This is a genomic window from Streptomyces sp. SAS_281, assembly GCF_052542855.1.
In genome coordinates, this window is the sequence record NZ_JBMNDO010000085.1 from 1 (window position 1) to 13,493 (window position 13,493).

The following is a 13,493-nucleotide window of genomic DNA, read 5'->3' on the forward strand; positions in this document are numbered from 1 at the left end:
CCCCCCCCCCCCCCCCCCCCCCGCTCCTCCGCTGCGTCCGACGGGACCGGTGGACATCGCGGCCTCCTGGCGAGGTGCGGCCACGGCATCGGCTGCCGGGCGACGGACGGACGGGAGCACGGGGACGGGCCGGGCGACCGCTGAGGCAGCCGCGCGGCCCGTTGCCGGTCATCCTCGGGCCGGCATCGCGGTGGGGCATAGGTGGTGCGGGTGGCGAGCATGCGACATGTCGCCTGTTCGCCGGGGCGGGCGGCGGCCCCGGCGCTGCCCCTCCGCCGCCGTGCACGCCCGGCGGCTCGCCAGGTCCACCACGTCCGGCTGGGCGCGGCGCGATCCACGGGCCCGCGCCCACCCGCCTCACCCGCGGCGACCGGCCGGTGCGCGCGACGGCCCGGCTGCGGCGAGCGACTCCAGGAGTGATGACGCCCCGTCGGTGGCCCGGCACTCCCGAGCGGTGGTGCGACGGCCGCGGGCGCACCGCTGAGAAGCTACGGGGGCACGGGATTCGTGCCCGTACCGCCGGCCCTCCCCCAGGAGCAGCACTCGATGGACGCGACCACCGCAGACGCCCCCGTCCCCCTCACCGAGGCGTTCCTCGCCGCCCTGCGCGGACAACTGGGCGATGTCCTCGACACCTCGGCCACGACCCGGGCGGTCTACTCGACCGACGCGTCGAACTACCGGATCGTCCCCGGGGCCGTGCTCACGCCCCGGACGAAGGACGACGTGGTCACCGCGGTCGGGATCGCGCGTGAACACCGGGTTCCGGTCACCGTCAGGGGCGGCGGGACCTCGTGCGCCGGGAACGCGGTGGGGCCGGGACTGGTGATCGACTTCTCGCGCTCGATGAACCGCGTGCTGTCCGTCGATCCCGTCAGCTCGACGGCCGTGGTCGAGCCGGGCGCGGTCCTGAGCACGCTGCAGAGGGAGGCCCTGCCGCACGGGCTGCGGTTCGGGCCCGACCCCTCGACGGCCACGCGCTGCACGATCGGCGGGATGATCGGCAACAACGCGTGCGGGCCGCACGGCCTCTCTTACGGGCGTACCGCCGACAACGTGGTGTCGATGACCTGGCTGACGGGCAGCGGCGCGGTGATCACGGCGGGCGCGGGGCCGGAGGCGCTCGCGGCGGTGCCGGGGCTGGACGCGTTCGTCGCGGAGCATCTGGCGGTGCTGCGTACCGAGTTCGGGCGGTTCGGACGGCAGATCTCCGGCTACTCACTGGAACACCTGCTGCCGGAGAACGGACGCAACCTCGCGGCCGCGCTGACCGGCACGGAGGGCAGTTGCGGGGTCCTGCTCGAAGCCGTGGTCCGGCTGGTCCCGCAGGCGCCCGCTCCGGCGCTCGCGGTCCTTGGATACGCGGACATGGCGACGGCCGCGGACGACGTGCCGCGCCTGCTGCCGTTCCGCCCCCTCGCGCTGGAGGGCCTGGACGCGCAGCTCGTGGACGCGGTCCGCCGGGCACACGGCGCCGGTTCCGTCCCCACGCTGCCCGCGGGCGGCGGCTGGCTGATCGCCGAGGTCGGCGGGGCGACCTCGCGGGAGGCGGTCGAGGCGGCGCGCGCGCTCGTCGCGGCCTCGACCGCCGCCGACAGCGTCGTCCTGCCCGCCGGCCCCGAGGCGGTCCGGCTCTGGCAGATCCGCGCCGACGGGGCCGGTCTGGCCGGACGCACCGCCGACGGCAAGCAGGCGTGGCCGGGCTGGGAGGACTCCGCCGTGCCGCCGGAACGGCTCGGGGACTATCTGCGCGGGCTCCAGGCGCTGATGACCGAGAAGGGGCTGTCCGGCCTGGCCTACGGCCACTTCGGCGACGGGTGCGTCCACGCCCGCATCGACTTCCCGCTCGACGCCGGGGGCGCGCCCCTGCGCGACTTCCTCGCACGTGCCGCCGCCCTGGCCGCCGGTCACGGCGGATCGCTCTCCGGCGAACACGGCGACGGCCGCGCCCGCTCCGAGCTGCTGCCGACGATGTACGGCCCGGGGGCGCTGCGCGCGATGGAGGCGTTCAAGGCGCTCCTGGACCCGGACGACGTCATGAACCCCGGTGTCGTCGTCCGCCCCGCGCCGCTGGACGCGGACCTCCGGCGGCCCGGGGCGCGCCGGCTGCGGGCGACCGACGGTTTCGCCTTCGCGTACGACGGCGGGGACGTCACGGACGCCGTGCACCGGTGCGTCGGGGTGGGCAAGTGCCGGGCGGACCTGCGCGGCCAGGGCGGCTTCATGTGCCCCTCGTACATGGCCACCCGCGACGAGAAGGACTCCACGCGGGGGCGGGCGAGGGCGCTCCAGGAGATGCTGAACGGTGGCTTCGTCACGGAGGGCTGGAGCTCGCCGGAGGTCCACGAGGCCCTGGACCTGTGCCTGAGCTGCAAGGCGTGCGCCAACGACTGCCCCACGGGGATCGACATGGCCACGTTCAAGTCGGAGGCCCTGCACCAGACGTACAAGGGCCGCCGCCGCCCGCTGAGCCACTACACCCTGGGCCGGCTCCCGCAGTGGCTGTGCCTGCTCGCTCCGCTGGCGCCCCTGGTCAACCTGGCCGGCCGGGTGCCGGTGCTGCGGCGGACGATGATGACCCTGATGGGCGCGGACCCCCGCCGCTCACTGCCGCCGCTGCCGGCGAGGCCGTTCCGGTGGAGCGGGGCCGCCGCTTCGAGGGCGGACGGTCCCAAGGTGCTGCTCTGGGTCGACTCCTTCTCGGACGCGCTCGCCCCGGACATCCCCCGGGACGCCGTGGAGGTCCTGACGGCGGCCGGCTGCGACGTGGAGACCGCCGCCCCGGGCGCCTGCTGCGGCCTGACCCTGATCTCCACGGGCCAGCTGACCGCCGCCAGGGCGAAGCTCCGCTCCACGGTGGACCTGCTGCTCCCCCACGTCCGGGCCGGCCGCACGGTGATCGGTATCGAACCGAGCTGCACGGCGACGCTCCGGTCGGACCTGGTGGAGCTCCTGCCGGGCGACCCCGGCGCGGCGGAACTCGCGGGCGCGGTCAGGACGTTCGCCGAATTCCTGACCTCGATCGACTGGACACCCCCGCAGGCAACGGAACACCTCCTGGTCCAGCCCCACTGCCACCACTACGCGGTCATGGGCTACGAGGCAGACCACTCACTGCTCCGGTCCATGGGCTGCGACGTCGAGATCTCCCCCGGATGCTGCGGCCTGGCCGGAAACTTCGGCATGGAGAAGGGCCATTACGAGGTCTCCGAGAAGATCGCCCGCGACGGCATCCTGTCCAGGGCGTCCGCCGCCCCGGACCGCCGTATCCTCGCGGACGGCTACTCCTGCCGCACCCAGGTCCGGGACCTGGCGGGCCTGGACAGCCGGCATCTGGTGCAGGTGATCGCGGAGGCGTTGCGGGGGCGAGGGGCATTCCCGCCGGAATGCAGGCGGCCCCGCTGACGGATCACCGGCCAACGGGGCCGCCTCACGCGGTGGGGCGACTCAGGCGCCCACGGTTCCGTCCTTCACGGCGGACACGAAGGACGACCAGTCGTCCGCGGTGGAGGTGAGGGCGAAGGAACATCACGTCAGTGTCGGTCAGGGCGTGGAGCCCCACGCCGAACTGTGCCACCTGCACCGACACCCCGTCCCTCTCCCCTGCCTCCACCAAGTACTCCAGTTGCTGTCGTCACTCACCGCCCTTGCGCAAGGGGGTCCTGAGAACTGCCTCGGACAGAATGGTGCGGAGCTGAGGTGCGGCTTCGCCCACCAGCAGTTCCCGGCGCCCCATCCGCGCCTCCATCTGATGAAGCCGTCCCTCCGTCGGGCCTGCCGTGCACGATGCCGGGAGCGGCCGGGTGGGCCTGGTGATGGGACACGAAGGCCCTTGGCCGGCCGCGGTACAGCGCCACGGGCTGCCCCGTCGAGCTGTGGAGAGCGGTGTTCTGCGCGGTGAGGTGGGCAAAGGGAGTGAATCCGTCCGGCCCCGAGTCGGGAGCGATGGTGCTGGTCGTCGCCGCCATCGTGCCGTGGTCGCGGCGCTGGTGTCTGCCGCGAGGGCGCAGCCGAAGGGCCCGGCCGAAGCGGCCGGGCCCTCACGCGTCGGCGGGTCGTCAGGCGCTGGCACCCACCCGGGCCGTCGTGGCCTCGGGCGTCGCGGGGGTGAGGCGCGCGCGGTACGTGCGCAGCCGCAGGGTGCACCAGATGCCGATCAAAGAGATCACCATCAGGGCGACCGCCGGCGGCCAGTACGCGCCGCCCGCGAGCGAGGACAGCCACACCGCGGTGACCGGCGCGAAGCCCGCGAAGACCAGGTTGCAGATCTGGTACGCCAGCGAGATGCCCGTGTACCGCACTTGCGGGGCGAAGCCGTCCGCGAGGATCGCCGCCATCGGCCCGTACAGCGCCGACATCACGAGACGCATCGCGAGCATCGCCAGATAGATCAGGACGACGTTGCCCGTTCCCACGACCATGAACTGCGGTATCGACAGGAGCACCACGCCGGCGAGCCCGCAGACGACGACCTTGTGTGCGCCGACCTTGTCGCCGAGCAGCGACAGGAACGGGGTGACGATCAGCTCCAGGAACGCGGCGAGCGTGAGGCCGTTGAGCAGCATCGACTCGGACAGGTGCTGGTCGTCGGTGCCGTACGAGAGCAGGTAGCTCGTCACGACGTAGTAGCCGCCGGTCGCGGTGGCCAGCGAGAAGACGCCCACCAGGACCGTCTTCCAGTCGTTGCGCAGCACCTCGGCGACGGGCAGCCGCGAAGCGCCCTGGCCCTCGCCCTCCTTCTTCTGCTCAGCGTGGATGTCCTCCATCACCGGGGAGTCCTCCAGCTTGGTGCGTATGACCAGGCCGATGACGACGAGGACGGCGGACGCGAGGAAGGGCACGCGCCAGCCCCAGCTGTCGAAGGCGGCGTCGCCGAACAGGCTCATGAGGCTGAACATGCCGGTGGACAGGAGCGCGCCGACCGAGGAGCCGAGCTGGGCGAAGGAGCCGAAGAACGTGGCCTTGCCCTTGGGGGCGTTCTCCACGGCGATCAGGACCGCGCCGCCCCACTCGCCGCCGATCGCGATGCCCTGGATCAGGCGGAGCACGATCAGCAGGATCGGGGACAGGGCGCCGACCTGCTCGTACGTGGGCAGCAGACCGATGGCGACGGAGGCGATGCCCATCATCATGAGAGTGATGACCAGCGTCTTCTTGCGGCCTACGCGGTCACCGATGTGCCCGAAGACGATGCCGCCGAGCGGGCGCAGCAGGAATCCCACGGCGAAGGTGGCGAAGGACGAGATGGTCTTCAGGGCCGTCGGCATGTCGGCCGGGAAGAAGACGTCGTTGAACACGATCGCCGCCGCGGTGGCGAAGGCGTAGAAGTCGTACCACTCGATGGAGGTTCCGGACAGGGCGGCGAGGGCCGTCCGGTACGGGCTCTGCGGTCGGCGGGCGGTGGTGGTGCGGTCCGGCAAGGGGACCTCCGGCAGGTGAGTGCAGACGGGACGTTGCAGCCAGTCGAGCTGGGAGAGGGGTTGTACGAGGCCCGGCGGCCGGGCCACGGAAGGGATCGTCCGGCCGCCGGGAAAACAGGTGCGCCCGCCGGGTCAGCGGCCGGTCGCGGCCCAGGCGCGGCTGCCGCCGATCCAGGTCTCCAGGACCCGGACGCCGGTCAGTTCGTCGGCCGGAACGGTCAGCGGGTCGGCGTCCAGGACGACGAAGTCGGCCAGCATGCCGGGGGCGAGCGCGCCGATCGAGTCCTCGCGGTGCAGGGCCGCGGCGGCCGCACCGGTGTGGGCGTGCAGACCCGCTTCGACGGGCAGCCGCAGCGACGCGTCGCCCAGGACGGTGCCGAGCACGGTACGGCGGGTCGCGGCTGCGGCGACGGCCTCCAGCGGGGCGGGCGGGGCGACAGGGGCGTCGGAGGAGAAGACGACCGGGACGCCGGCCTCGGGGCAGCGGCCCGCCGGGTTGTAGCGGTGGCCCATCTCACCGATGGCGGTGAGGGTGCCGTCGCCGGTGCGCAGGTGGTGCTGGGGCTGCATGACCGGGACGACGCCGAGTTCGCCCATGCGGTCGATCTGCTCGTCGGTGGGCAGTCCGGAGTGCTCGATGCGGTGGCGCATGTCCTCGCGGGGGCGCTCCGCCTGCGCCTTCTCGATCGCGTCGAGCACCATGCCGATGGCGTACGGGGACTGGGCGTGGGTCGCCGTCTGGAGGCCGGCCGCGTGGGCGCGGCGGACGATCTCGGCGTACTCCTCGACGGAGTGGTAGAGCTGGCCGTGGTGGCAGCAGTCGGCGGCGTAGCCCTCGGGGAAGTAGGCAGTCCAGCCGCCGAGCGTGCCGTCGGCGTAGAACTTGACGCCCTGGATGCGGAAGTGGTCGTCGCCGAAGCCGCGCACCGCGCCGAGTTCGAGGGCGGTGTCCAGGAGCGCCGAGGTCAGGTAGGCGGAGACCCGCATGCGCAGCGAGCCGTCGGCATGGGCCCGCAGATAGGTCTCCATCTCGCGGCGCGAGACCTGGGCGTCGCCGATCGTGGTGACGCCGGCGGCGAGGAACACCTCCTGGGCGCGCAGGAGGTGGTCGGCCATGATGTCGTCGGGCTCGGAGAGGTGGAAGTTCGGGCCGTGGTTTCCGATCTTGACGCCGGCCGGTCCGGTCAGCAGGTCGCAGGCGGCGTCCCACAGCTGGCCGTCGGGCTCCCCGTCCTCGAAGTGGCCGATGCTGCCGCCTTCGGGGGACGGTGTGGCGGCGTCGATGCGGCAGGTGCGCAGGGCGTGGGAGTTGACGACGCCGCCGTGGCCGGAGGCGTTCATGACGTAGACCTCGCGGTCCTCGGCGACCCGGTCCAGGTCGTGGCAGCTGGGGTGGCGGCCCTCGGCGAGGCGGCGGTGCTCGTAGCCGAAGCCGCGGACCGGGACGCCGGAGGGGAGGTCCCGGGCGGCCTCGCGGAGCACCTCGACCATGGTGTCGATGTCCGGGACGCGCTCGGGACGGAGGTCGACCCAGGCCAGCGCCTGGCCGTACATGACCGGGTGGCAGTGGGCGTCGACGAAGCCGGGGTGGACCAGGCCGCCGTCGAGCGACAGCTCCTCGTCGGCCCGGCCGCCGAGCGCGGCGCGGGCGTCCTCGGCGGTACCGACGTGCACCACACGGTCGCCGCGCACGGCCAGCGCCTCGGCGCGGACCGAGGTGCCCGGGACGGCTACGGCGGCGCCGGTGACGAGGAGTGTGCGCTCGGAGGACTCGGGGGGACGGGGCATGGCGGGGCTGCTTTCGGCCAGGGGTACGGATGACTCGCCGACAGACGATTCGGCTCGCAGAACGATAAAGAGCGAACGCCTGATTGACCAGAGGGTCCGGGGAAGAACTTTTGTAAAGTCGAATCGCGTTTGCGGTTACGTATCGACTGCGCACCCCTGGCGGTGCGGGGCGGTACGGGCGTCAGGCGGCGTGCGGGCGGAGGTCGTAGCGCTCCTTGACGAGCTCCAGGTGGAGCCAGCTCTCCACCCCGCACACGGCGTCGAGGCCGCGGATCTCCTCCAGCGTGGCGCGCACGGCGGCCAGGGACTCCGCGGTGATGGTGCCGACCATTTCCGCCCGGCCCAGGCACGTCGAGAGGAAGGCCACCCGCGCCAACCCCGCGACGGTCTCGGCGACCCCCGCCGCCCGGCCCACCACGCGCAGGCTGAACCCGCACAGATACCCCATGCCGAGCATGTCGGGCCGCACCAGCGCGACCACCTTCGCCACCCCGCCGTCGAGCAGCCGCAACGTCCGCGAGCGGGTCGCGCCCGCCGACAGCCCGACCCGCCCGGCCAGCTCTGCGAACGGCAGCCGGCCGTCCTCCTCCAGCTCCGCGAGGATGCGCTCGTCCGTTCCGTCGAGCACGCCGATGGTCGGTTCACCGGTGAGCAGGTAGGGGTCCTTCACGTGCCGCGTCGCCACGAGGGGGTCCACGGCACGCACGCCCGACAGGGCACGGATGTGCTCGATGGTGCTCTCCAGCTCCCCGAAGCCCGCCGTGCGCAGCTCGGCCATGATGGCCCGCCGCCCGCTCGTCAGCGTCACGAAGGGCGCCTGCGGGAGCTCGGCCACCCGGTGCGCCACCTCACCGGCCGGACCGTGCGTGTCGATGGCGAGGTGCGCCGAGGCGGTGAGGGCGCGCACGGCTGGGTGCACGATCGCCACCACCCGCACGGCGCCGGACTCCTGCAGCCGCTGCACCCGCATCCGGGCGGCCGGCCGCGAAAGTCCCACCCGCTGCGCCAGCGTCTCGTAGGTGAGCCGCCCGTCGCCCTGCAACTCCCGCACGATCGCCAGATCGGTCTCGTCGAGCTCCACGTGGCACCCCTCCTCGGTCCATGGTGTCCGGCCATTCTCGGCCCCCCGGGCGAGCCGTCGGGCTCCGGGCCCGAGCCACCCTTCCGCACAATCATCTCGTCCGAGGTAGACAATCATCACAGAGGAAACGTAAGTTTCTCAGCGATAAAACGATCGAATCATCGACGGAGGCCCGGCATGACGCGACCTGTAGCCGTGATCACCGACACGGAGGAACTCGACCCCGCCCCCGGCGTGGCACTGCTCACCGACGCGGGCTTCGAGGTCCGCGTCGTCGGCAGCAGGGACCCGGAGGCGATCGCCTCCGCCGCGCACGACGCCGTGGCGCTCGTCGTCGGCTACGCCCGCGTGGACGGTGCTCTCCTCGACCGCCTGCCGCGCGTACGGATGCTGGCGACCATGTCCACCGGTTACGACATGATCGACACCGCCGAGGCCGCGCGCCGGGGCCTGTGGGTGGCCAACCTGCCCGACTCGGCCACCGAGGACGTCGCCGTCCACGCGCTCGCCCAGACGCTCGCCCTCGCGCGGCGCCTGCCGCAGGCGGACGCCGTGGTCCGGGCCGGCGGGTGGAGCACCGACCTCACCGAGGTCCCCAGGCGGCTGAGCGAGATGACGCTCGGCCTCGTCGGCCTCGGCCGCATCGCCCGGGTCCTCGCCCGAATCGCCGCTCCGCTCTTCGGCCGGATCGCTGCCCACGACCCGCACGCCGCCGACTGGCCGGAGGGTGTCGAGCGCCTGGACCTCGACACCCTGATCGAGACGGCCGACGTCCTGTCGCTGCACGTCCCGTCCACGCCGCGGACCCGGGGCATGGTCGACGCCGGCCTGCTCGGCCGGATGCGGCCCGGCTCCCTCCTCGTGAACGTCTCACGCGGCGACCTCATCGACCCCGGCGCGGTCCTGGACGCCCTCGACAGCGGCCGGCTCTCCGGCGCCGCGCTCGACGTGTTCCCCGTCGAACCGCCCGCCGTCGACGACCGGCTGCGCGGCCACCCGCGCCTGCTGCTCTCCCCGCACTTCGCCTTCCTCACGGACGCCTCGCTCCGCGCCTACGTCACCAAGCCCGCCGAGAACGTCATCGCCTGGTGGACCACGGGGCGCCCGAAGACCCCCGTCGTGACGCCGCGGCCGGCAGCGACCACCCCTCCCGCCGACAGCACGCAAGGAGACCCCGCGTGACGGACATCCTCGACACCCCCGCCACCGCCCAGGACACGGACATCGCGGCCGAGGAGACGCGGCTGCGCCGTGAACTCGCGGCCGTCTACCGCTTGGTGGCGCACTTCCGTATGACCGACCTGATCTTCACGCACATCTCGCAGCGGCTGCCGGGTCCGGACCACCACTTCCTCATCAACCCGTACGGGCTCCTCTTCGAGGAGATCACCGCGTCCAATCTGGTCAAGATCGACTTGGACGGCAACGCGGTGGAGCCGAGCCCGCACCCGGTCAACCCCGCGGGCTTCGTGATCCACAGCGCGATCCACAAGGCGCGCACCGACGCCCACGTCGTGCTGCACACGCACACCAGGGCCGGCTGCGCGGTGGCCGCGCAGAAGGCGGGCCTGCTGCCCGTGAACCAGATGTCGATGGAGTTCCACAACCGCGTCGGCTACCACGACTACGAGGGCGTCGCCCTGAACCTCGCCGAACAGGAACGCCTCGTCGCCGACCTCGGCACCCACCCCGCGCTCATCCTGCGCAACCACGGGCTGCTGACCGTCGGCGACAGTGCCAAGCAGGCGTTCCTGCGCATGTTCTACCTGGAGAAGGCGTGCGAGATCCAGGTCACCGCCCAGGCCGGCGGCGCCGAACTCGTCCTGCCTACGGACCAGGTGGCCGAGTACACCGCCCGGCAACTCACCGGTGAGGGCGGCGCCTCCTCCGACTTCGAGGATCACGACGCCTACGACCTGGCCTGGGCCGCGCTGCTGCGCCTGGTGGAGCGGATCGCGCCGGACCACAAGGACTGAGCGTCCCGGCCCGGCTCTTGCGCAGGGGCGTCGAGGCTGGCCACACTGGCCCGCCCGTACGCCGTGCTGCCCGAGACCTGGAGCCCCGTTGAACACGTCACCGGTGAACCCCGAGGCCGATCGGCCGCACCGCCCGGACCCGGCCGGAGGCTGCCCGCACGCGGCCAACGCCCGGCTGCTGGCCCGGGGGGCGGTCGCTCCGGTGGTCCTCCCCGGCGAGGTACAGGGGATGGCGGTGCTGGGCCACGACGCGCTGAGGGAATTCCTCGCGCACCCCGACGTCGCCAAGAGTGCCCAGCACTTCACGGCGCTCCAGGCCGGAGAGATCCCCGACGGCTGGCCGCTGAAGACGTTCGCCACGGTGCAGGGGATGACGACCGCGGACGGCGCCGACCACCGGCGGCTGCGGTCGCTGATGGGCAAGGCGTTCACGGCCCGCCGGGTGGAGGAACTGCGTCCGTACGTGGAGGATCTGGCGTCCCGTCTGCTGGACGGCCTGGAGGCGGCCGCCACCGACGACGGCACCGTCGATCTGCGCGCCCACTTCGCGCTGCCGCTGCCCATGGGCGTCATCTGCGAACTGCTGGGCGTGGACGAGGCCCACCACGACCGGCTCCACCACCTCTCCAACCAGCTCGTGGCCACGGACATCGGCCCGGCCGAGGTGATGGCGGCCAACCGGGAGACGGCGGAGACCCTGAGTGCGGTCGTAGCCGCCAAGGCCGCCGCTCCGGGGGACGACCTCACCAGCGCGATGATCGCCGTCCGCGAGGAGGACGGCGACCGGTTCAGCCCGCAGGAGCTGATCGGCACGCTGATGCTGACCATCGTCGCGGGGCACGAGACGACGCTGAACCTGATCACCAACGCCGTACGCGCCCTGTGCGCCCACCGGGACCAGCTCGACCTGGTGCTCTCCGGCGCGGCGAACTGGGCCGACGTCGTGGAGGAGACCCTGCGCTGGGACAGCCCGGTCAGCTACTTCCCCTTCCGCTACCCGACCCGCGACCTCACCCTGGACGGCACCGTGATCCCCCGGGGCACCCCGGTCCTCGCGGGCTACTCCGCCGCCGGCCGCGACACGAAGGCCCACGGCCCGGACGCGGCCCACTTCGACATCACCCGCACCGGCAAGTCCCGCCACCTGTCACTGGGCCACGGCGCCCACTACTGCATGGGCGCGCCCCTGGCCCGCCTGGAGGCCACCACGGCCCTGGAACAGCTCTTCACCCGCTTCCCGGCCCTGGACCTCGCGGTTCGGGAGGCGGAGCTGCCGCGCCATCGCTCGTTCGTGGGGAACAGCGTGCGGAAGCTGCCGGTGCGGCTGCGGGGGTGACGCCGCCGCTGAGCAGGGGGACGCGCCCGGCCCCGCGGGACCGGGCGCGTCAGGTCTAGCGGCCCTGCAGGGACTTGACGTTGTTGCCGAAGGACCAGCCCTTCGAGCCGTCCCAGTTGAGGGACCACGTCATCAGTCCCTTGAGTGAGCCGTTGAACGTGTTCCACGCCTGGCCGACCTGGCTGGGCGTCATGTAGCCGCCGCCCGCGCCGGGCTGGGCCGGCAGACCCGGCACCTGCTTGTCGTACGGCACCTTGACCGTCGTGCCCTGGATGGTCAGGCCGTTGTTGAGGCAGGTGGTCTGAGCGGCGAAGCCCTCCACGGTGCCGGCCTGGTACGAGTCGCCCGAGCAGCCGTACATGCTGCCGTTGTAGTACTGCATGTTGAGCCACCACAGCCGGCCGTTGTCGGCGTACTTCTTGATGATCGGCAGGTACGCGCCCCAGATGGACCCGTAGGTGACGCTGCCGCCGGTGACGTACGCGGTCTCGGGCGCCATCGTCAGGCCGAAGCCCGCCGGCATCCTGGCCAGAACGCCGTCGATGATGCGGATCAGGTTGGACTGGGAGGCGGACAGCGTGTTGATGTTCCCGCTGCCGGACAGACCGGTCTCGATGTCGATGTCGATCCCGTCGAAGTTGTACTTCTTGAGGATCGGCACGACCGTCTCCACGAAGCGGTCGGCGACCTTGCTCGACGACAGGTCGATGCCCGCGGCCGCGCCGCCGATGGACATCAGGAGCGTGGCACCGTTCGCCTTGGCCTCACACATCTCCGCCGGTGTCGACACCTTCACGCCCGCGTCCATGCCGTCCTCCCACCGGACGGTTCCGTCGGAGAGGATCACCGGGAAGGCGGCGTTGATGACGTTGTAGCCGTGCTGGGCGATCCGGCTGTCGGTGATGGGGACCCAGCCCATGCCCGGGTGCACGCCGTTCGAGGCGCCGTCCCAGTTCTCCCAGTAGCCCTGGAGCACCTTTCCGGCCGGCTTGGGCTTCGTGGCACAGGTGGCGTCGCCCGGGGGGTCGGTGGGCGGCGGGGTGGTCGGCGGATCGGTGGGCGGGGGCGTCGTCGGCGGATCGGTGGGCGGGGGCGTCGTCGGCGGGGGCGTCGAGCCACCGGGGCCGGTGAGCGACACGTCGTCCGCGAAGTACGCGGGCGTCCCGTACCAGCCGTGCAGGTGGACCGTCACCGACGTGGTGTTCGCACCGGTGGTGAAGTCGACGCTCAGCTTGCTGTACGACGCGGAGCCGGGCGTCCAGGTCTGCGGTTCGCTGGTGGCACCGGTGCCACTGGCGCCGAGGTAGACGTAGCTGCCCTGGACGAAGGCGCTCAGCGTGTACGTCGAGTTCGGCCGCACACTGACCGTCTGGGTGCACTGGGCGTTGTCCAGGCCGGACGGCGTGGCCTTCAGTGCGGACGAGCCGGAGTGGACCGGGCTGCTGACGGCCTGGCCGGAACCGTTGGCGCAGGTCCAGCCGGAAAGGCCGTTCTCGAAGCCGGAGTTGGTCAGCAGGTCGGTGGCGGCGGCGCCGGCCGGCCCGGAACCGGCCAGGGCGACGCAGGCACCGAGAACGATGGCGGCGCTCAGTCCCGCGATCGTCCGGGTCAGGACGGTCGAACCTCGCCGGGTCCGGACGGCGGCCGAATGCCCGTCATCCGTCCCGGGCGACGTAGTACGAATCCTCCGATGGAACATGCTGTGCTCCGTTCTCGCCACGTGCCGACGGCGTGGGCGTGCGTAGGGGGCGTGGACGCACGGACCCGGATGAACTGGAGAGATGCAGTCCGGCGATCGACGGGATCGTAGAAGGGGGGCCCGGGCCCGTCAATAGGTCTGGACCAAAGGTGCCCGACTGTCAGGGGTTCCGCTTGACGGGACTTGACAGACC

The 13,493-nt window shown here is 72.4% G+C and carries 9 protein-coding genes; 4 read left to right on the forward strand and 5 right to left on the reverse strand.

From position 1 onward, the window contains the following. Positions 1–546: 546 nt before the first annotated feature. On the forward strand, positions 547–3,405 hold the full coding sequence (locus ACN6LM_RS26880; RefSeq protein ID WP_445067966.1) for an FAD-binding and (Fe-S)-binding domain-containing protein: 2,859 nt from the start codon (positions 547–549) through the stop codon (positions 3,403–3,405). A gap of 25 nt (positions 3,406–3,430) precedes the next feature. Here the strand turns inward: ACN6LM_RS26880 and ACN6LM_RS26885 are convergent, their stop codons facing one another. From ACN6LM_RS26885 to ACN6LM_RS26900, 4 genes are all read right to left on the reverse strand, one after another. Beyond that, positions 3,431–3,625, reverse strand: a complete 195-nt coding sequence (locus tag ACN6LM_RS26885) for a hypothetical protein (protein ID WP_445067991.1) — start codon at positions 3,623–3,625, stop codon at positions 3,431–3,433. Positions 3,626–4,058: 433 nt separating this feature from the next. Then, positions 4,059–5,507 (reverse strand): MFS transporter, encoded by a 1,449-nt coding sequence (locus ACN6LM_RS26890; protein ID WP_445067967.1) that lies wholly within the window; start codon positions 5,505–5,507, stop codon positions 4,059–4,061. 45 nt (positions 5,508–5,552) lie between these two features. Beyond that, positions 5,553–7,208, reverse strand: coding sequence for an amidohydrolase (locus ACN6LM_RS26895; RefSeq protein ID WP_445067968.1), 1,656 nt, complete (start codon positions 7,206–7,208; stop codon positions 5,553–5,555). A 181-nt stretch (positions 7,209–7,389) separates the two neighbouring features. Continuing rightward, the gene (locus ACN6LM_RS26900) at positions 7,390–8,289 is read right to left on the reverse strand and encodes an Lrp/AsnC family transcriptional regulator (RefSeq protein WP_445067969.1); all 900 of its coding nucleotides are present in this window, start codon (positions 8,287–8,289) and stop codon (positions 7,390–7,392) included. A 177-nt stretch (positions 8,290–8,466) separates the two neighbouring features. On the opposite strand from ACN6LM_RS26900, the gene ACN6LM_RS26905 reads away from it, so the two are divergent. The 3 genes from ACN6LM_RS26905 to ACN6LM_RS26915 all read left to right on the forward strand — a co-directional run bounded on the left by ACN6LM_RS26905 (position 8,467) and on the right by ACN6LM_RS26915 (position 11,601). Beyond that, positions 8,467–9,471: a C-terminal binding protein gene (locus ACN6LM_RS26905; RefSeq protein WP_445067970.1), complete on the forward strand. Its 1,005-nt coding sequence runs from the start codon at positions 8,467–8,469 to the stop codon at positions 9,469–9,471. After that, positions 9,468–10,265, forward strand: coding sequence for a class II aldolase/adducin family protein (locus ACN6LM_RS26910; RefSeq protein WP_445067971.1), 798 nt, complete (start codon positions 9,468–9,470; stop codon positions 10,263–10,265). Before ACN6LM_RS26905 ends, ACN6LM_RS26910 begins: the two co-directional genes overlap by 4 nt. A gap of 88 nt (positions 10,266–10,353) precedes the next feature. Then, positions 10,354–11,601, forward strand: coding sequence for a cytochrome P450 family protein (locus tag ACN6LM_RS26915; protein ID WP_445067972.1), 1,248 nt, complete (start codon positions 10,354–10,356; stop codon positions 11,599–11,601). Between the two features lie 55 nt (positions 11,602–11,656). Here ACN6LM_RS26915 and ACN6LM_RS26920 read toward each other — a convergent pair whose 3' ends face one another. Beyond that, positions 11,657–13,300 (reverse strand): carbohydrate binding domain-containing protein, encoded by a 1,644-nt coding sequence (locus ACN6LM_RS26920; protein ID WP_445067973.1) that lies wholly within the window; start codon positions 13,298–13,300, stop codon positions 11,657–11,659. Positions 13,301–13,493: the final 193 nt, after the last annotated feature.

Excerpts from the sequence above, each read along its gene's own strand:
- ACN6LM_RS26895 (WP_445067968.1), bottom strand. The coding sequence starts at position 7,208 with ATGCCCCGTCCCCCCGAGTCCTCCGAGCGCACACTCCTCGTCACCGGC.
- ACN6LM_RS26880 (WP_445067966.1), top strand. The coding sequence starts at position 547 with ATGGACGCGACCACCGCAGACGCCCCCGTCCCCCTCACCGAGGCGTTC.
- ACN6LM_RS26920 (WP_445067973.1), bottom strand. The coding sequence starts at position 13,300 with ATGTTCCATCGGAGGATTCGTACTACGTCGCCCGGGACGGATGACGGG.
- ACN6LM_RS26905 (WP_445067970.1), top strand. The coding sequence starts at position 8,467 with ATGACGCGACCTGTAGCCGTGATCACCGACACGGAGGAACTCGACCCC.